The 20,029-nt window shown below is 38.2% G+C and carries 16 protein-coding genes, 1 other RNA gene and 1 pseudogene; 11 read left to right on the top strand and 7 right to left on the bottom strand.

Going from position 1 to position 20,029, the window contains the following annotated elements; genetic code table 11:
- Positions 1-856 precede the first annotated feature (856 nt).
- From ACFIKD_RS03730 to ACFIKD_RS03710, 5 genes are all read right to left on the bottom strand, one after another.
- Positions 857-2,383 (bottom strand): Do family serine endopeptidase, encoded by a 1,527-nt coding sequence (locus tag ACFIKD_RS03730; protein WP_375636183.1) that lies wholly within the window; start codon positions 2,381-2,383, stop codon positions 857-859.
- Between the two features lie 133 nt (positions 2,384-2,516).
- Complete coding sequence (hflC, locus tag ACFIKD_RS03725) at positions 2,517-3,452, bottom strand: protease modulator HflC (protein ID WP_375636182.1); 936 nt, start codon at positions 3,450-3,452, stop codon at positions 2,517-2,519.
- Between the two features lie 2 nt (positions 3,453-3,454).
- On the bottom strand, positions 3,455-4,600 hold the full coding sequence (hflK, locus tag ACFIKD_RS03720) for an FtsH protease activity modulator HflK (protein WP_375647250.1): 1,146 nt from the start codon (positions 4,598-4,600) through the stop codon (positions 3,455-3,457).
- A 112-nt stretch (positions 4,601-4,712) separates the two neighbouring features.
- Positions 4,713-5,222 carry a dihydrofolate reductase gene (locus ACFIKD_RS03715; protein ID WP_375636180.1) on the bottom strand — a complete coding sequence of 170 codons (510 nt, stop codon included), beginning with the start codon at positions 5,220-5,222 and terminating at the stop codon, positions 4,713-4,715.
- Positions 5,219-6,013: a thymidylate synthase gene (locus ACFIKD_RS03710; protein WP_015856618.1), complete on the bottom strand. Its 795-nt coding sequence runs from the start codon at positions 6,011-6,013 to the stop codon at positions 5,219-5,221. The genes ACFIKD_RS03715 and ACFIKD_RS03710 overlap by 4 nt, the downstream gene beginning before the upstream one ends.
- Before the next feature lie 194 nt (positions 6,014-6,207).
- Here ACFIKD_RS03710 and ACFIKD_RS03705 point away from each other — a divergent pair, with 194 nt between their 5' ends.
- The 3 genes and pseudogenes from ACFIKD_RS03705 to ACFIKD_RS03695 all read left to right on the top strand — a co-directional run bounded on the left by ACFIKD_RS03705 (position 6,208) and on the right by ACFIKD_RS03695 (position 11,297).
- On the top strand, positions 6,208-7,515 hold the full coding sequence (locus ACFIKD_RS03705) for an MFS family transporter (RefSeq protein ID WP_375636179.1): 1,308 nt from the start codon (positions 6,208-6,210) through the stop codon (positions 7,513-7,515).
- Positions 7,516-8,121: 606 nt separating this feature from the next.
- Positions 8,122-9,457, top strand: a pseudogene (locus ACFIKD_RS03700) (MFS family transporter).
- Positions 9,458-9,989: 532 nt separating this feature from the next.
- On the top strand, positions 9,990-11,297 hold the full coding sequence (locus ACFIKD_RS03695; RefSeq protein ID WP_375647249.1) for an MFS family transporter: 1,308 nt from the start codon (positions 9,990-9,992) through the stop codon (positions 11,295-11,297).
- A 74-nt stretch (positions 11,298-11,371) separates the two neighbouring features.
- Here ACFIKD_RS03695 and ACFIKD_RS03690 read toward each other — a convergent pair whose 3' ends face one another.
- The gene (locus tag ACFIKD_RS03690; protein WP_015856622.1) at positions 11,372-11,677 is read right to left on the bottom strand and encodes a DUF2853 family protein; all 306 of its coding nucleotides are present in this window, start codon (positions 11,675-11,677) and stop codon (positions 11,372-11,374) included.
- Positions 11,678-11,775: 98 nt separating this feature from the next.
- Here ACFIKD_RS03690 and ssrA point away from each other — a divergent pair.
- The 5 genes from ssrA to ACFIKD_RS03665 all read left to right on the top strand — a co-directional run bounded on the left by ssrA (position 11,776) and on the right by ACFIKD_RS03665 (position 15,772).
- Positions 11,776-12,132: a transfer-messenger RNA gene (ssrA, locus tag ACFIKD_RS03685) on the top strand.
- A 181-nt stretch (positions 12,133-12,313) separates the two neighbouring features.
- Positions 12,314-12,859 (top strand): SspB family protein, encoded by a 546-nt coding sequence (locus ACFIKD_RS03680; protein WP_015856623.1) that lies wholly within the window; start codon positions 12,314-12,316, stop codon positions 12,857-12,859.
- A gap of 8 nt (positions 12,860-12,867) precedes the next feature.
- The gene (locus ACFIKD_RS03675) at positions 12,868-13,050 is read left to right on the top strand and encodes a DUF4169 family protein (protein ID WP_375647248.1); all 183 of its coding nucleotides are present in this window, start codon (positions 12,868-12,870) and stop codon (positions 13,048-13,050) included.
- A gap of 10 nt (positions 13,051-13,060) precedes the next feature.
- Complete coding sequence (locus tag ACFIKD_RS03670) at positions 13,061-13,312, top strand: ribbon-helix-helix domain-containing protein (protein ID WP_273788067.1); 252 nt, start codon at positions 13,061-13,063, stop codon at positions 13,310-13,312.
- Between the two features lie 120 nt (positions 13,313-13,432).
- Entirely contained in the window at positions 13,433-15,772 is a 2,340-nt protein-coding gene (locus ACFIKD_RS03665) for an ATP-dependent helicase (protein WP_375647246.1), read from the top strand.
- Positions 15,773-15,827: 55 nt separating this feature from the next.
- On the opposite strand, the gene ACFIKD_RS03660 is transcribed toward ACFIKD_RS03665, so the two are convergent.
- The gene (locus tag ACFIKD_RS03660) at positions 15,828-16,457 is read right to left on the bottom strand and encodes a DapH/DapD/GlmU-related protein (RefSeq protein ID WP_375636173.1); all 630 of its coding nucleotides are present in this window, start codon (positions 16,455-16,457) and stop codon (positions 15,828-15,830) included.
- Between the two features lie 136 nt (positions 16,458-16,593).
- Here ACFIKD_RS03660 and ACFIKD_RS03655 point away from each other — a divergent pair, with 136 nt between their 5' ends.
- From ACFIKD_RS03655 to ACFIKD_RS03645, 3 genes are read left to right on the top strand one after another with little or no spacing between them, the layout of a single operon-like run.
- Positions 16,594-17,175, top strand: a complete 582-nt coding sequence (locus ACFIKD_RS03655; RefSeq protein ID WP_375647245.1) for an SCO family protein — start codon at positions 16,594-16,596, stop codon at positions 17,173-17,175.
- A 27-nt stretch (positions 17,176-17,202) separates the two neighbouring features.
- Complete coding sequence (locus tag ACFIKD_RS03650; protein ID WP_375647244.1) at positions 17,203-18,072, top strand: 50S ribosomal protein L11 methyltransferase; 870 nt, start codon at positions 17,203-17,205, stop codon at positions 18,070-18,072.
- 22 nt (positions 18,073-18,094) lie between these two features.
- Positions 18,095-19,921 (top strand): aminopeptidase P family protein, encoded by a 1,827-nt coding sequence (locus ACFIKD_RS03645; protein WP_375647242.1) that lies wholly within the window; start codon positions 18,095-18,097, stop codon positions 19,919-19,921.
- Positions 19,922-20,029: the final 108 nt, after the last annotated feature.

The following is a 20,029-nucleotide window of genomic DNA, read 5'->3' as shown; positions in this document are numbered from 1 at the left end:
AATGGACTTAATAACAACACCAAAGAAATTTCCAAGCATTTTTGCTATCATAATTCAATAATAAACTACATCCATAATCATTTTGTCCGTTAGTCCATTAAAAATAAACATATTCTTTGTCATCATTTATGAAAATAATACTGAGCTTAACCTATACAATCAGACAGCTTTATTTTTTTCCTATAAAAACAACATGCTACTCCGGTTTATAATAAGAGATTCAGAAATTGTCTTCTTCACGCTCTCTTTTTTATAACTATTTTTTCATCCATCACCAAGAAAGGTATAAATATATATAACTAATTTAGTCTAATATAATTTTTCTCTAGGATAACTTTTTTCAAACTGAAGTGAAAAAAACGTTCTCTATAGCACACAAAGTACAATCACAAAGTGCTAAAAGTCTCACTAGATAAAACATTATTTATAATAATAATTGCACCCTTTATTTATAATAGTTGAGCGTTTTGCAATCTGAATAAGAGCTCCCAATATCATAAGATTTTCTCATTTTTATCCTTCTCATAAAGTGCCATATCAATACCATTCACTTGTGCATCAAAAGCAGAGATAAAAATTGACTTAAACACAAGACAGTGATCTCTTATGCAGCATTTCAAAGCCTAGGCTGTTGCAATATTGGGAACTAGCAAATCTATTATGGTACCAACTTATACTTTTATTTAATGCAAAAATAGAACTGCCCAACGGATTTTATGTTATACAATCCATGCTCTTTGTCGTGAAATGAGCTTGAAAAATATTGAACATCACATGGCTGAGCTACAAAATAGCCCATATACCAAGGCTGATAAAAAACAAAAAATTAATTTTTAAGCCTCAATCTATTGGGGTATCAATCCATTAGAAGCGTTACGAACCGTAACTCTCCATCTGGACGCGCTACGATGAATAGAGCATTTTTGCGTCCGGCTTCACGTAATTTATGAATCCGTTTTTTAGCTTCATCGATTGTTGTGATAGCACTCTGATTGATATCAATAATGACTTCACCAACGCGAATACGCTTTTTATCCGCTGCGCTATTTTGTGCAACAGATGTTACCACTAGTCCTCGAAGTTTATCTGAAATTGAATAACGATGACGCAAATCCTCTGTCAATTCAGATAGCGTCATTCCCATAAATTGCATTGTCACGCTTTTCGACAGATCATTATCTTTTTTATCATCAACTTCTTCTTCTATATCTTCATTTGCATCTGTTTCAATCAAACGTCCAAGCTTAACTTTTACTGTTTTTTCTTGTCCATCCCGTAAAACGGTAACATCTACCACTTTTCCTTCCGGACTTTCCGCCACTAAACGCGGCAAATCACGTGCATGCTTAATTTTTGCATTGCCAAAGAAAAGAATAACATCTCCAGTTTGTAACTGGCTATTATCTACATTATTTTCTTCCGTCTGTTCTATTTTACCAGCCACCAATGCTCCTACCGCATTGTCCAATTTTAAACTTTTTGCAATATCCTCAGTCACCGGCTGAATACGAATAGCTAACCAACCACGCCTTATTTCTCCAAAATCACGCAATTGACTAATAACAGAAAGGGCCATATCTGATGGAATAGCAAACCCAATACCGATAGATCCTCCAGAAGGTGAAACAATTGCTGTATTAATGCCAATGACTTCACCATTTCTATCAAATAACGGACCACCAGAATTGCCCCGATTAATTGCTGCATCTGTTTGAATAAAATTATCATAGGGACCAGCATTAAGATCACGGTTACGTGCAGAAATAATACCAACCGTTACACTTCCACCAAAACCATAAGGATTACCAATAGCCATAACCCAGTCACCAATACGTGCTTTTTCTGAGTCACCAAAACGCACAGCTTTTAATTTTTTACGTCCCGCATCCACTTGAAGTAGTGCCAAATCAGTTTTGCTATCCTTGCCAAGAAGCTTCGCCTTGAGTTTTGTACCATCTGTAAAATTAACTTCAATATCATCAGCATCAACAATAACATGATAATTTGTAACAATAATCCCTTTTTGCGCATCAATCACAAAACCAGACCCCAAAGAACGCACCTTTTGAAATTGACTATTTTTTTGACCATCTTTGGGTGTAAAAAAATCATTAAAATATTCCTCCAGCAATGAATCTTTGGGAATAACGGGTACCGAAGTATTTTCATCCTGTTCGGTTCCTTCAACAGTCTGTGCCGTAGAAATATTCACAACCGTCTCCAAAAGCTCAGAAGCTAAATCAGGAACAGAAAGCAATGTCTTGTTTGTCTCTGCGCCCCAAGACAAATTCACTGATCCTGATAAAAACAAAATCACACACAAAACAACTCTTGTGATAAAAGACTTCAAAAACGTATTTCTACTCACGATACTTCTATCCATGACATGCCTTTAACCAAAGCTGCAAAGAGCCTTACTCAACTTATTATGCAAAATCAGTATGGCTTAACACTCTCTTACATGCATCATAAAAAAGCAGCTATAGAGCATACTTCTCATATGAAATAGTATACATCTATTCTCCACCAGACTTTGAATCAGTTTTGCTCAAACTAGGACTCATTGTTGATGAAAGCTTTTTCTTTACTTGCAGGGGATTTTGAAAATAAAAAAAGAAATCCTCATTTGGTGAAATGACCATCGAAACTCTTTCTAAATTCTTATACTGTTCCATCGCTAACCAAAAATCGTAAAAAGATGGATTAGCTTCCCGCGCATTTAATAAAATGCGAATACTTTCGGCTTGTCCTTCACCGCGAGTAATTTCAGCATCACGCTTTGCGGCTGCCACAATTTCCTCATATTCACGATTTGCTTCTGCCACAATACGATCTCGTTCTTGTTGACCACGAGCCCGGATATTTTCCGCAACAGCCTCCCGTTCAGCAGCCATTTGTCGATAAACATCTTCTGAAACAGCATCCGTTAAATCGGTTTTTCGAATACGCACATCAACAATCGTAATACCCAGCGAACCTGCATCTATAGAAAATTGCCGTTGCACCTCAGCCATCATTGCGCCTCGTTCATCCGATAAGGCAGCTTTAAATTCTCGCTTACCATAAACAGCACGCAAAGCGTCAATAAACCGTGGTGCAAGATTTTCACGTGCCGCAATTTGCGGACGCCCTGAAGCAATACGCTGTAAAAACAATTTAGGATCCGTAATACGATAAATAAAGAACGCATCCACTTCGTAATAAGCACCCCCACGAACTTGTACCGATTGCGTAGGAACATCATAACGCAACAAGCGATTATCCACCACAATCATCTTATCCACAAAGGGCATTTTCGAATAAATTCCAGGATTAGACTCGACCTTAACGATTTGACCAAAACGCTTAATTGCCACTTGTTGACGAGGATAGACAATAAAAAGTGACATCCACAAAATGATCAAAAGAAACATTATGGTACTAAAAATAAACAAAAAACGAGACTGCTGCATTATTAGCGTCCTCCAGAAATATGAGCATCCAAGAGCGATGTCGAACGTGCTGATTTCGCTTTTGCTTTTTCTGATAAATTGTTACCCAGCAATTCGTTCAAAGGAAGATAAGGCACCGCTGGAGAATTAATTTGATCAAGAACCAATTTATTTGGTGAAGAGAAAATACGCCCCATCGTTTCCATATAAAGACGATAACGCGCAGCCTCTGGTGATATTGCCGCCTCACGGGCTATAGCCTGAAAACGTTCAGCACGCCCGCGTGCCTCTTCAACCATTTGTGCTTTTTCACCTTTTGCGATTTCCCGTGTGCGTGAAGCTTCACCATTTGCTAAACCAATCTTCTTAAAACGCACACGATTCCCCTCTTCAATCATTCTTCCACGTTCCTGCTCTGCCTGCTGAACAGAATTAAACGCAGCAGCAACCTTTGTCGGAGGAGCAGCTTCACTAATCGATACACGACTTATTTCGACACCGAGTTGATATTTATCTACAGTCAACTGGATAATCTTTCTAACGTCATTAGCAACTTCTTCTTTCTTGTCACGTAAAACATCATCAACCGGCCGCGAACCAATAACCTCGCGCATTGCACTTTCAGCAACCTGACGAACTGTCCCTTCTTGATCATTCACATTGAATAAAAATTGTCCTGGATGTGAAATGCGATAGTAAACAGAAAAATTGACATTAACAATATTTTGATCACTAGACAGCATCAAACCTTCACTTTGTTGTCTCTGTCCAGTCTGTCCACCAATTGCAATTGTTTTTTCAGTTAAAGGCACTTTCATATAGGTCTCAATTGGCCAAAAGTGAAAATGCAATCCATCCCCGATAATTCCCGCCTTAGGCACACCAAAACGCAATTCCACTGCTTGCTCATTTTGTTGGACGATATAAAGTGATTGATAGAGCAAAAAACACACAGCAAGCAGAAGGAACAAAACAACAATTCCCCCTCTACTAAATTGTTTAAACTGATCCTTCCCTTTACGCAAAATATCATCAAAATTGGGACCATTTCCGCCCCCATTATTGCCACCAGAACCAAAAAGATTCTTAGTCGATGTTTTTTTGTCACCACTGTTCTTGTTTTTATCGCCACTCCACGGGCCACCACCATTTTGATTTGTCCAGGGCATTATCACCTCTTTAACTGACTACCATTCATTCAAATACCAACCATTCAATTGGATCTTATAGGGATTATCTTATCTCATTACAATACAACTGACAGGTTCTTTTCACTTATGATTATTTTCGTTCATAAACCACAAAACGTGTCGGATGACTATCTTTTTCTCCTTTTGGAATATCTTGTGTTTCTACAATAGTCCATTTTTCTTTATCAAAAACAGGAAAAAAACTATCACCTTCTATAGAAGCTAAAACTTCTGTAAGGAATATTTTATCAGCCATATGCAACCCTTGTTGAAAAATTTCACCACCCCCAATAATAAAAACTGCATCTGCACCATTTTGAGAAGCCACACTTTTTGCAATCGAACAGGCTTGCGACAAAGAATGAGCAATAACAGCGCCTTCAGCCGTGAATACACAATTACGGGTAATAACAATATTTGTACGCCCTAGTAAAGGACGCCCAAGAGAATCCCATGTTTTTCGCCCCATAATAATGGGGTTACCAAAAGTCAAAGCTTTAAAGCGTTGCAAATCCGTGGATAAATGCCAAGGCATCGCACCTTCACGACCTATAACACCATTTTCTGCAACAGCTGCAATTAAACAAACTGGAAAAGTCATACTGCTACCGGTGCCTTAATATGTGGCTGCGCTTCATAATTAAGCAATTCAAAATCCTCAAATTTAAAAGAAAAAAGATCTGTTACCGCTGAATTTATAAGCATCAACGGCAAAGCATTTGGTATACGAGACAACTGGTATCTTGCCTGTTCAAAATGGTTAGAATAAAGATGAGCGTCACCCAGAGTATGAATAAAGTCTCCTGCTTTAAGTCCACTTACTTGGGCAATCATCATCGTCAACAACGCATACGAAGCAATATTAAACGGAACACCTAAGAAAATATCTGCTGAACGCTGATAAAGCTGACAGGATAGCTTCCCATCAGCAACATAAAATTGAAAAAAACAATGACAAGGAGGCAAAGCCATCTCCTCTATCAGTGCGGGGTTCCAAGCAGATACAATTAAGCGACGAGAATCAGGCGTTTCTTTAATCATCGTCAAAAGATGACTGATTTGATCAATATGCCGTCCATCGGGAGCAGGCCAAGAGCGCCACTGATAACCATAAATAGGACCAAGGTTCCCTTTCTCATCAGCCCACTCATCCCAAATTGACACACCATGTTCCTTCAACCATGCAATATTTGTATCACCTCTCAAAAACCACAAAAGCTCATAAATGATCGAGCGCAAATGCAATTTCTTCGTTGTTAACAGAGGAAAGCCAGCCTGCAAATCAAACCGCATTTGATACCCAAAAATTGATCGTGTCCCCACACCGGTTCGATCTGTACGATCAATGCCGTTATTTAAAACATGCGATAAAAGATCAAGATAGATTTTCATATAAATATTATGGTTGATTCTTAACGTTACAGAAAATATAAACTTCAAAATTTATAAAAATACAATTCAAAAAAATCCTCCTCCCAAACATCTTTTATAGGAAATCATTATTATACGATTGCATTTTGATGAATCAAATCGTAAATAAATTTTAAAAGAAACAAGTTAGGTATGATCATAAAAGGGATAAATTTATGGAGAATGAACCAACTTTAGCACCACATGATACAAGAAAACGTATCTGGGCTATCGTGTCCAGTGCATCAGGTAATCTAGTAGAATGGTATGACTTTTATGTTTATTCCTTTACATCCATTTACTTTGCATCACAATTTTTTCCCTCAGAAGGCAATGTCGTTACGCAACTTTTAATGGCTGCTGGTGTCTTTGCTATTGGTTTTCTTATGCGCCCAATCGGCGGATGGCTTTTTGGCTTCATTGCCGATCGTTACGGACGCAAACGCTCAATGCTTATCTCTGTTTTTATGATGTGTGGTGGTTCGTTCTTAATCGCCCTACTTCCTACCTATGAAACCATTGGAGTAGCAGCAGGAATTCTTTTACTTTTACTCAGAATGCTTCAGGGGCTTTCTGTCGGTGGTGAATATGGTACAACAGCAACTTATATGAGCGAAATCGCCCTCAAAAATCGCCGAGGATTTTTTAGCTCTTTCCAATACACCACACTGATTGGTGGTCAGCTTCTAGCCAGTCTTGTTATATTCATTTTAGCGCTTTATCTCACTGAAGATCAGCTAAAAGCATGGGGTTGGCGTATTCCATTTGCCATTGGTGGACTAGGAGCAATTGTTGCGATTTATCTACGCCGCACGCTCCATGAGACAACGACCAAAGAAAGTCGTTCTAGTGCACAAGCTGGTAGTATTAGAGGACTTCTAAGCAACCACCGAAAAGCTTTTTTTCTAGTTATCGGCTTTACCGCTGGAGGATCGCTCACATTCTACACCTATACGACTTACATGCAGAAATATCTGATTACAACCACCGGCTTTGATAAACATACAGCCACAACTGTGATGACTGCTGCACTCTTTGTTTTCATGTTACTTCAACCTGCATTTGGTTTTATGGCTGATAAAATTGGAACAAGAACTTCACTCCTTATTTGGAGTGTCTTATCCATTATCTTTACCATTCCTGGACTTAATGTGATTGGTAGTACTGATAATACATGGATTGCTTTATCAGTCATTATTGGAATGCTCTGCATTATGAGCTTTTACACGTCCATCTCTGGCATTGTAAAATCAGAAATGTTTCCCGCTTCAGTACGAGCAATAGGAGTTGGGCTCTCTTATGCTATTGCCAACGCACTGTTTGGCGGTTCTGCTGAATATGTCGCGCTTGGATTAAAAGATCTTGGATATGAATCTGTCTTCTATTTTTATATAACTGGCATGATGATTATTGCATTCATTTCTGTTCTCTTAATGCCCGATGCCCGGAAAGAGGGTTATCTTCAAGGTGATAGTATCCATTAAATTTTCTAAACTAAATCAAGAATCCCGATTTTTCGGGCTTCTTGATTATGATAATACTGTAAAATCAATATTTACAACTTATTATAGACACGCCTTTCATAGCATAAACATCTCTCGTATCATAAAGGAGCAATGTCCTCTTCTTTGATATGAACCATGATGAATAAATTATCCCACATCATAACCGTATATTTTTCATGATCCCAATAAATCCAGTATACTTAGCTTTAAAAACATCAGATCTGTTTTAATTAAGATCCTCTTTTCTTTATCAAAAATAAGCAAAATATCGTTTCCTTATTTGTCTAATAATAGAAATTAAACCGCATCTATTATCACCAATCAATCCTCTCTCAACACCCCTTTCTGATCTGGATGATCAATGACACCGTTAAAGATACAATAAAAATCAAAACATACCTTCCTATAAAAATATGAGTACCGTTTTTGTTCTATGACAAAAATAAAACTGCAAACATCATGGAAATAAGCCACTTCCACCCCCCTTTTTTTAAGAAACATCGCAATATGATTGAATTTTTATGGCGTAAACTGTAAACAACTTTAAAGAGAAGAAAAGTTATAAATCTAAAAGGGGAATACTTCATGAATAATCAAACAACTTTAGATCCACATGATACAAGGAAACGTATTTTTGCTATCATATCCAGTGCATCAGGAAATCTGGTAGAATGGTACGACTTTTATGCTTACTCCTTTGCATCGGTTTATTTTTCATCACAATTTTTTCCTGAAGATGAAGATATCGTTACTTTTTCCTGAAGATGAAGATATCGTTACACAACTTTTAAAAACTGCAGGAATCTTTTTTATTGGCTTTCTTATGCGTCCAATTGGAGCATGGCTCTTTGGATTCGTTGCGGATCGTTATGGACGTAAACGCTCAATGCTTATTTCTGTTTTTATGATGTGTGGGGGCTCTTTTCTCATTGCCATACTTCCCACTTATAAAACCTTGGGAATAACAGCAGCATTTCTCCTCCTTTTAGTCCGCATGTTTCAAGGACTTTCCGTTGGCGGTGAATATGGTACAGCAGCAACTTATATGAGCGAAGTTGCACCAAAAAATCGTCGTGGTCTCTTTGCTTCTTTTCAATATGCAACAACGATCACAGGTCAACTTCTCGCAAGTTTTATAATATTTATTTTATCCCTTTACCTTACTGAAGATCAGTTAAAAGCATGGGGCTGGCGTATTCCTTTTGTCATTGGTGGCTTTGGAGCAATTGTTGCAATTTATCTGCGTAGTTTGCTCCATGAAACAACAACCCACAAAAGCCGCTCTGAACAACATGCTGGTAGTCTTAGAGAACTTTTTCGCAATCATAAAAAAGCTTTCTTTTTGGTTGTTGGCTTTACAGCTGGTGGATCACTCACATTTTATACATACACCACTTATATGCAAAAATATCTGATCACAACCACGGGTTTTGATAAACAAACCGCAACAACGATAATGACTGCCGCCCTCTTTATTTTTGTGCTACTCCAACCCCTTTTTGGTTTCATAGCCGATAAAATTGGAGCAAGAGCTTCACTCATTAGTTGGAGTACCTTATCCATTATCTGCACCATTCCTGTACTTAAAATGATTGGGAATGCCCATAATGCATGGGCAGCACTCTTAATCATCATTGGAATACTCTGTGTTATGAGTTTTTATACGTCCATTGCTGGTATCATAAAAGCAGAATTGTTCCCAGCCTCAATCCGCGCAATTGGTGTTGGATTTGCTTTTGCCATTGGGAATGCACTATTTGGCGGTTCTGCTGAATATGTAGCGCTTGGATTAAAAAATATGGGATACGAATCTGTTTTCTTTTTTTACATAGTTGGTATGATGATCATTGCACTCATCTCAATTCTCTTGATGCCAGATATAGACAAAGGAGGATATCTTAAAGACAATGATATCTATTAAATTTTCTATACAAAATAAAAAAGCCCAAGCAATTGGGCTTTTTTATAATGGATGTATAAATATTCAATAAAAGAAGCAAATAATATAAAATCCATTCACTTCTTATAGCTCACCCTACAGGAAAAAATGCTGTACTCCTCTATAAGGTGAAGAATACATGTATAAGAATCTGTATTGTTTAGATATTTATCAAATGGTTAGTATCTAAATAATAAAAAATTATACAACTTTTCTGCACTCTCCAAACATCCTATCAGCAACTTTTAAAACAGCCATTTAAGCACTTTTTTACCAACATTTCATCCAGCTTAAACCTACTTTTCAACACGCTCCCCTTTTAGATTCGATGTGATGATCTTTATCCGCCTACAAAAAGAAAACGCTCAAAAGGCATAATCCTATAACCAAAATAAGCCCTCTCATATAGCTTTCATAAGAAATTATTATTATACTAACTGAGTTTTGGCGATAAAAATCGTAAAAAACTTTAAATAAAAAAATATAAACTACAGATCTAAAAGGGGAGCACTTCATGAAAAATGAAACAACTTTAGTACAACATGATACAAGAAAACGTATCTTCGCTATCATATCTAGCGCATCAGGAAATCTAGTAGAGTGGTATGATTTTTACGTTTACTCATTTGCTTCTATTTACTTTGCACCACAATTTTTCCCTTCAGATGGCGATGTTGTTACCCAATTTTTTAAAACTGCAGGAATCTTCTTTATTGGTTTTCTTATGCGCCCAATTGGAAGTTGGCTTTTTGGCTTTATTGCTGATCGTTATGGACGAAAAAACTCGATGCTCATATCTATTCTTATGATGTGTGGGGGCTCTTTTCTCATTGCCATACTTCCCACTTATGAAACTTTAGGGAGAACTGCAGCAATTCTTCTTCTCCTAATCCGTATGATGCAGGGACTTTCAGCAGGTGGTGAATATGGTACAGCTGCAACTTATATAAGCGAAGTTTCCCTTAAAAAACACCGCGGTCTCTTCGCTTCTTTCCAATCTGGTACGCTTATTACTGGTCAACTTTTAGCCAGTTTTATTATATTTATTCTGGCACTTTATCTAACGGAAGACCAATTAAGAACATGGGGCTGGCGTTTTCCATTTGCTATTGGTGGATTGGGAGCATTCGTCGTACTTTATCTACGTCGTTCACTTCATGAAACAACCACCAAAGAAAGCCGCTCTCAAAAACACACTGGGAGTCTTAAAGAGCTTCTAAGCAAACACACAAAAGCATTTTTTGTGATTGTTCTCTTCGCCTCTGGAGGATCTCTCACATTTTACACTTGTACGACTTATATGCAGAAATATCTGATCACAACTACCGGTTTTGATAAACATACCGCTACAACTGTAATGACCGCGGCACTCTTTATTTTCATATTACTCCAACCCATATTTGGTATCCTAGCTGATAAAATTGGGACAAGAACTTTACTTATCCTTTGGAGTGCACTCTCTACTCTCTTTACAATTCCTGGACTTCTTATAATCGGTCACGCACATAATCCATGGATTGCGCTATCAGCCATTATTGGAATACTCTGTATTATGAGCATGTATACATCCATCTCTGGTGTCGTAAAATCAGCAATGTTTCCCTCTTCAGTACGAGCACTGGGAGTTGGTCTCTCTCATGCTATTGGCAATGCATTATTTGGTGGTTCTGCCGAATACGTAGCACTTGGATTAAAAAATATAGGACATGAATCACTGTTTTATTTTTACGTAATCGGCGTAATGATCATTGCATTCATTGCCACCCTCTTTATACCGGATATGAGCAAAGGAGGATATCTTCAAGAAAACGAAACCGATTAAACCTTCGATGCTAAACAAAAAAGCCCAAAGAATTTTGGGCTTTTTTATTGAGCAAAATTGAATTTTAAAATTGTTTAAATTTTATCAAGTGCGTTTAATTGTTTAGCTACCAAATAATAGAAAGTCATACGACTTTTTCTGCGATCTCCAGACATCATTTCTGCAACTTTTGACACAGCCATTTTAGCCCTCTGCTCATCCGCGCCTAATACATCTTGAACCCATTTTTCAACGCGTTCTAACTCTTTTGGATCCGATGTAGCAACAAGCGCTGCATCCTGCTTTTTCATCACCAAAGCTAAACGACGGCTAAGCCGTTCTACTGCTGCTTCATCGGGGTTTGAATCATATAGTTTAATATCTGCTAGATTATTGGTCATTTTGCATCATCTCCTCTCCAAAAATGAGCGGCCTATACTTTACAGCCGCATCATATAGCTCCATAAATAATTAGAGGATTAAAAATATTAACAACCCCCCCCTTTTCCTAAGACTGTTCTTCATCTATATTTAAGGAGCTGGTTTACCAGCTATGGTAATAAATGGACAATGAAATAAACTCATTGGACCCGGGGGCGGTACCCGGCGCCTCCACCAAAATATAAGAGACCAAAGTTATATTTTGGTGGGGGCGAAATAGGATCGACAAGGGCGTAAAGATTGCTCTTTTACTCGGCATAGTACCACCGTTATCGGACTAAATGAGTAGTTGCAAATGACAACTATGCGGAAGCACGTCTCGCTGCTTAATGCAGTGCGAATGTTTCAATTTAAGTCTTAAACCGTCGCAGGTTTAAGCGGGGTTCGGAGGCACCTGGCAACAGAAGCCTTCATTTTTTTAAATGTTATTGATTGATCTTTCAGACATTATCAGACATTATTTACCATAGAGTTTCGTTTTTATTCGATTTATTGAGGTGCATCGTAGACAAAATACTGCTAATTTTAAAATATATTCTATCACACAATATCAATACGCTCCATTCTGCTACGTGAAATAAAAGGAATAAACTTCGATGGTTAAAGATCAAATCCGTTACGATATTCTCGTTCAGGATGCGCTTCGTGGAGTTATCCGTAAAGTTTTATCGGAAGTTAGCAAAGCAGGTCTTCCGGGAAATCATCATTTTTTTATAACTTTTTTGACGAATGCCCCAGGTGTTAAAATTTCTCCTCGGCTAAAAAATCGCTATCCTGAGCAAATGACAATCGTCTTACAACATCAGTTTAGAGATCTCAGTGTTTCAGAAACAGCTTTCGAAGTAACCCTCTCCTTCAGGGAAATAACCGAAAAGCTCGTGATTCCTTTTACTTCTATTCAGGTCTTTTATGATCCTGTAGCAGCATTTGAAGCAGCATTTGATCTGCCCTCAAATCTTACCTCTGGAGAAAGTGAAAATTCAGAAAATACCTCAACTACGCCCATTACCTTATCAAACACACAAAAAAAAGAAAATACGCTTACAAAAGAACAAAATTTCAGTACAAATAAAGAATCTTCAAATAGCGATACAAAACAAAGTGCTGATGTTGTCTCTTTAGATTCTTTTCGGAAAAAATAAATTTTCTCATGACTGAATTGATTAATCTTCGCCAATTTCGAAAACAAAAAAAACGTACAGAAAAATCTCTTCGTGCTGAGCAAAATCGTTATCGTTTTGGACGAACAAAAACTGAAAAAATTTTTGAGCAACAAAAATCTTTAAAAACGCAAAAATTTCTTGATCAAAATCGTTTACGAAACGACGAATAAAGGTGGAAAAATGCACGAAAATAATTCTATCGATTGGTCAAAAGTCATTCCACGAAAAATATCTGTTCGCGTTGATGGGCACGCAACAAGCGTCTCTTTAGAACCGCCATTTTTAGATATTCTAAAAGATATAGCCCGCAAAAAAGGACAATCTTTAGCCTTTATTATCACTGATATTGATAGCAAAAGACCACAACAAGTCAATCTTTCGGCTTCTTTACGCGTTTATGCCCTTCAAAGCGTTCTCACCCAACGCCTTTAATGTTTATGCTTATTTTTTACGTTCTCTTTTTGTTTATTCAACTGAAGCTGTTGTGACTTTTTTTAGAGAAGTTTTTTTAATCTAGAACTTCAATGAAAAAAAGACTACAAAAGAGATATAATGAGTAATTTTTCTGATCACAACATACCTTTCTTTGAAGAAGATTCCCCTCCAGACCATGATAAAAAGAGCTCTGGTTTTTCCTCCCATACTCTAAAAGAACAAAAATCATATAACACAGACTATTTAAAACAACTCAATCCAGAACAGCAACAAGCTGTTATGAATACTGAGGGACCTCTTTTAGTTCTTGCAGGTGCTGGTACAGGAAAAACGCGCGTTTTAACAACCCGTATTTCTCATATTTTACGCTCTGGGCTTGCCTCTCCTCAGCAAATACTTGCTGTTACTTTCACCAACAAAGCAGCACGTGAAATGAAAATACGTATTGGTGAACTTATTGGAGGAGTTGTTGAAGGTATGCCTTGGCTTGGAACTTTTCACTCCACTGGTGCTAAAATTTTACGCCGTCACGCAGAGCTTGTTGGTTTAAAAAGAAACTTTACAATTCTCGATAGCGATGATGTTCTTCGACTTTTAAAACAGCTTATTCAAGCTGAGGGACTAGACGATAAGCGTTGGCCCGCACGAAACCTTGCCATGATGATTGATTCTTGGAAAAATCAAGGACTTTCACCAGAACATATCTCAAAAAGTGATGCTCATTCCTTTGGCAACGGCATGGGACGCGAACTTTATCACAGTTATCAAAATCGATTAAAAGATCTTAATGCTTGTGATTTTGGCGATCTTCTTCTTCATTCTATCTCTATCTTCCAACATAATCCAGATATTCTTCGCGAATACCATTCTCAATTTCGCTATATTCTTGTCGATGAATACCAAGATACAAATACAGCACAATATCTTTGGCTTCGCCTTTTGGCACAACATCCCCAAGGTCAACATGTTAATCTTTGTTGTGTTGGCGATGATGATCAATCCATTTATGGATGGCGTGGTGCAAAAGTCGAGAATATATTACGTTTTGAAAAAGATTTTCCTTCTGCCAAAATTATTCGTCTAGAACGTAATTATCGCTCAACATCCCATATTCTTAAAACCGCCTCCCATCTCATTGCTCATAATGAAGAAAGACTGGGCAAAGTCCTTTTTTCTGCACAAATAAAGAGTGAGGAAGAAAAAGTAAAAATTCATTCAGCATGGGATTCGCAAGAAGAGGCCCGTGCCATCGGAGAAGAAATTGAACAAGCACACCAAACAGGTCATGCATTAAATCATATGGCTATATTGGTGCGTGCATCATTCCAAATGCGTGAATTTGAAGATCGCTTTGTAACGCTTGGTCTTAACTACCGCGTCATTGGTGGTCCTCGTTTTTATGAACGAATGGAAATACGTGATGCTATGGCTTATTTACGCGTTGTTGTCCAACCTGCTGATGATTTAGCTTTTGAGCGTGTTATTAATACACCGAAACGCGGCATAGGCGATGCAACCCTGCGCATTCTTTATGAGAGTGCGCGAGCACGTGCTGTTCCTCTCTTTTCTGCAGCCGCTGACATCATTGAAACAGATGAGTTAAAGCCTAAGGCACGCAGTGCGTTACGAAGCCTTATTGAAAACTTCCGCCGCTGGCAAAATATGCTTCAAGATACTCCTCATAAAGAACTTGCCGAGATTATCCTTGATGATTCTGGTTATACAACCATGTGGTTAGAAGATCGCTCACCAGAGGCTCCTACACGACTAGAAAATCTTAAAGAAATGATCCGTTCCATGGAACAATTTGAAAATCTTCAAAGTTTTTTGGAACATGTTGCACTCGTTATGGATGCTGAAAACAATGAAAATACCGATGCAGTCAACATCATGACACTTCATTCAGCCAAAGGACTTGAATTTGAAACAGTTTTTCTTCCTGGCTGGGAAGAAGGACTTTTTCCCCATCAGCGCTCATTAGATGAAGGTGGACGTTCAGGATTAGAAGAAGAACGGCGTCTTGCTTATGTTGGACTCACAAGAGCAAAAAAACACCTGCATATATGGTTTGTATCTAATCGTAGAATTCATGGACTTTGGCAATCTACTCTTCCCTCCCGCTTTCTAGATGAATTACCAGCAGAACATATAGAAGCCATAGCAATGGAAACATCTTATGGTGGTTATGGAAAATCTTCCTTTCAAAATCACGATTCCTGTTATACTGGCTATGCAACAGCAAGACAAAAGCATGCACAAAAAAACAAGACGATTGAAGGGAAAATTATCGCTCAATCAATCTCTCATGCATCATCAGATTTTTCCATCAATGATCGGATTTTTCACATAAAATTTGGTTATGGTCATATTACAGCAATAGACGATCATAAATTGACAATAATGTTTGAAAAAGCCGGAGAAAAGCGTGTACTGGATAATTTTGTCAACAAAGCTTAACTAAAAGCAAACCACGATCAGTTTTTGCAAGAGACCATTTTGTTTATTCTGATTATCATTTCCATTTGCGAACAAAAACTTCAATGGGTAAATTTTGCATATCAGGCAATGCATCGTAAATTTTATCAAGCGACCAATCCCACCAAGCCATCTCCAAAAGGCATTCTATGACATGATTGGGAAAACGCATCCGCAACCGTTTAGCAGGAACACCAGCGACAACCGCATAAGGCATAACATCTTTCGTTATAACAGCGTTAGCACCAATAATTGCTCCATGTCCAACTGTCACCCCAGGCATAATAACCGCGCCATATCCAATCCACACATCATGCCCAATAATAACACGTTTTGCACAACGCCTTTCGCGAAAAGAACGATCAAGAGCCATATAACGAAAATATTCGTTTGGACGATAGGTTATTTTATGCGTTGAAACGCGCTCCATAGGATGCTCCAACGCATTCATCCGTACATGAGATGCAATAGAACAAAAACGCCCAATATCGCTATAAATAGCCTCACTATTACGTTCTAAATAAGAAAAATCTCCAACGGTTACATCCCGTAAAATCACCCGCTCATTAATTTCCACATAGCGCCCTAATTTACAACCATGCAGCCGTGCTGTCGTATGGATACGAGGCTCACTTTCATGAAATCGAAGATCGTTCTCAATATTCATGCATCCCTCACCAATGTTTCATCAATAGATATGGAAAGACATACCAATCAAGCCAATAAAATCAACCATGAAACAGAGATTGCAAAACAAACCTGCCGATGTTACAATTTCTTGATCTATCTAAGAGAGTCAAACTATGAAAAATGTAATACGCATCTTGGGGCTGACAATCATATTTCTTGCAGGTATTTTTATTTATGATGCGCTGACAAATAAGCCTTTAGGTGATAATTTTACACTCACTGATTCTAATGGAAAAAATATCACTGAGGCTGATATTCGAAGCAAGACTTCAATAGTTTTTTTCGGTTTCACTATGTGTCCTGAAATCTGCCCTACGACATTGATGAATCTTGATCGATGGCTTACAGCCCTTGGACCCAATGCCGATAAATTAGGCATATGGTTTGTTACTGTTGACCCTGAACGTGATACACCAGAAGTGCTCCATGAATATCTCAGTAATTTTAACAATAAAATCATGGGTATCAGTGGAGATCCTGATAAAGTTCATAAAATGGTCAATTCCTTTAACATCGTTGCTGAAAAAGTCCCTGGAACAGATGGAAACTATACATATAACCATACAGCAGCAATTTTTTTACTCAAAAAAGGTGGAAAATTAGCTGGCGTTATCCGTTATGACACGAAAGAAAGCGATAGCGAATTAAAAGATGAAATCGCCATTGAACGGTTAAAAAAACTCATCTTAAACTAAAAAAAGCCGATCAAAAGAAAGAACAGCATGTCGCAACAAATTCGCCTCTATTATACTGCTTCTAAAAATGAAGCAGAACGGTTCTATACCCTTATAGACACAGCCTTTGACGAAGAAGGTTATCCTCTTGCTCTTACAGAGATAGATGAACAAAATGCTGTATATGAACTTTCACTCTATGTAGACCAAGAAAACTACGAGCATATTTCGAAACGTTTTGCCCAAATCCTTTCTATAGATCCTAATAAAATTAACAGTGAAATTTTACCCAACATTGATTGGGTACAAAAAAGCCTAGAAGGACTAAAACCTGTGCAAGTCGGTCCTTTTTTTCTTCATGGAAGTCACAACCGAAACGCCATTCCAGCCAATGTTCTTCCTATTGAAATTGAAGCAAATCAAGCTTTTGGCACCGGACATCATGGAACAACAGCTGGTTGTTTAGAAATGATTGCCAAAGTGATGGAACATGAAAATCCCCAAAATGCACTTGATCTTGGTACCGGCAGTGGGGTACTCGCCATCGGCATCGCAATGCTCAAACCTATTGCTATACTTGCATCTGATATTGATCCAATCGCTATTCAAGTTACACAACACAATATCCAGCTCAATGGCGTAAAAAAATATATCACAGCTGTCACAGCAACAGATTTTGCCCATGATGAAATTGCTTCACGTGCTCCCTTTGATCTTATTGTTGCCAATATCCTTGCCAATCCTCTTATCGCACTTGCACAAGAAATGGTAAAGGCACTCCAAAAAGGTGGATCACTGATACTCTCTGGAGTTCTTGAAGAACAACATGCAGATGTTTTAAAGGCTTATGTAAAACAAGGGCTGAAACACATTGAAACATACCACCGTCAAGGATGGGTTACGATACATCTGAAATAAAGTAAAAGAAAAGGACGTCATTATGTATCAATCTTTTGAGGCGACAACAAATCCAGCCCATGCTCTAGAACGCATTGCCTCTCTGCGTAAAGAGTTTGACCGCCTTGGTCTCGATGGTTTTCTTGTTCCGCGGTGCGATGAACATCAAGGAGAGTATGTCCCTCCCCATGCTCAACGCCTTAGCTGGCTAACCGGCTTTACTGGATCAGCTGGGATTGCACTGATTTTAAAAAACAAAGCCATCATATTTACAGACGGACGATATAAGCTCCAAGTTCGCCAACAAACTGATCCTAATATTTTTGATTATGAAGATCTCATAACTTGCCCTCCCTCACAATGGCTTGAAAAAAATGCTCAAAAACTTTCTATTGGCTTTGATCCATGGCTCCACACCATCACTGCCACCGATGCATTGAGAAACGCATTAGAAATGAAAGCAGGTGGAAAACTTGTAGCAATTCACTCCAATCCCATTGATCTGCTTTGGCATGATCAGCCATCATTGCCACAAGCTGCCCTATCAATTCACCCTCTCAAATATGCTGGGTGCAATACGGATGAAAAACTCGCTTTGATTTACAAAGATATACAGAAAACTCATGCAAATGCTTTTATTTTTACAGACCCCTCCTCCATTGCATGGACATTCAATATACGTGGCAATGATGTTTCCAACACACCTTTTTCCCTTTGTTTTGCTCTCATTCCCATCCAAGAAACACCTGTCTTATTCATTAACAGCAAAAAACTTGGTGTAGAACAGAAACAATATCTGGAACGTTATGCAAAATTATATGAACCAGAACTGCTTATTCCAAAGGTCAAAGAGTATGTTCAAAAAGGGACAGTGTTTGCCTTAGATCCACAGCTAACATGCGAAAAATTACGAACTGTTATTGAAGAAAAAAATAGCTCTTTCATCACACTTACCGATCCTGCCGCTCTACCACGTGCCATTAAAAATGACACAGAACTCAATGGCGCACGCAAAGCGCATCTACGCGATGGTGTTGCCCTAACCCGTTTTTTTTCTTGGTTAGATAAACAAACACCAGGGTCAATAAGTGAAATTTCTGCTGCGCAAAAATTAGAAGAATTTCGCATAAATACAGCAAAAGAAATGGGAGAAGAACTTAAAGATCTTTCTTTTGATACAATTTCAGCAGCAGGAGAAAATGGCGCCATTATTCATTATCGTGTAACAACACAAACAAATAAACAACTCAATGCGGGTGAACTTTATCTTGTTGATTCAGGCGGACAATATCGTGATGGAACGACAGATATCACACGTACAGTAGCAATTGGGAATATTGGAGAAGAAGAAAAACGCTGTTTCACGCTTGTCCTCAAAGGTATGATTGCTCTTTCAACTGCTTACTTTCCAAAAGGAACCCGCGGACAAGACATTGATATTCTAGCGCGCATTGCATTGTGGAAGGCTGGTTTTGATTATGCTCATGGCACCGGTCATGGTGTCGGGTCTTATCTTTCTGTTCATGAAGGACCACAAAATATTTCCCGCAAAGGATGCCAAGAACTCATCTCCGGTATGATTCTTTCAAACGAACCAGGATATTATCGCGAAGGTGCTTTTGGTATCCGTCTTGAAAATTTGATAATTGTAAAGCCAGCACAAAAAATTGATGGCGGGGATATAGAAATGCTTTCGTTTGAGACGCTTACACTTTGCCCTATTGATCGAAAACTCATTCTCCCAGAGCTTTTGACACAAGAAGAACGGCAATGGCTCAATGATTACCATGCGCGCGTTTATCAGATGAATGCACCTTACTTAAATGAAGAAGATAAAAAATGGGCAAAAGAGGCAACACTACCCCTTTAAATGAGGCAACACAAATATCTTCTAACGCTTCTTATAAAAACACCACACCCTTCTCTTTTAAAGAGGGAAATGCATATTTACCATCAGCAATCACAAAAAATGCTTCTA

Origin of the sequence: Bartonella sp. CR84HXZ (genome assembly GCF_042194535.1) — a bacterium.
GTDB lineage: Bacteria > Pseudomonadota > Alphaproteobacteria > Rhizobiales > Rhizobiaceae > Bartonella > Bartonella grahamii.
The sequence above is the reverse complement of the archived record's forward strand: the minus strand, read 5'-3'. Positions and strand labels throughout refer to the sequence as shown.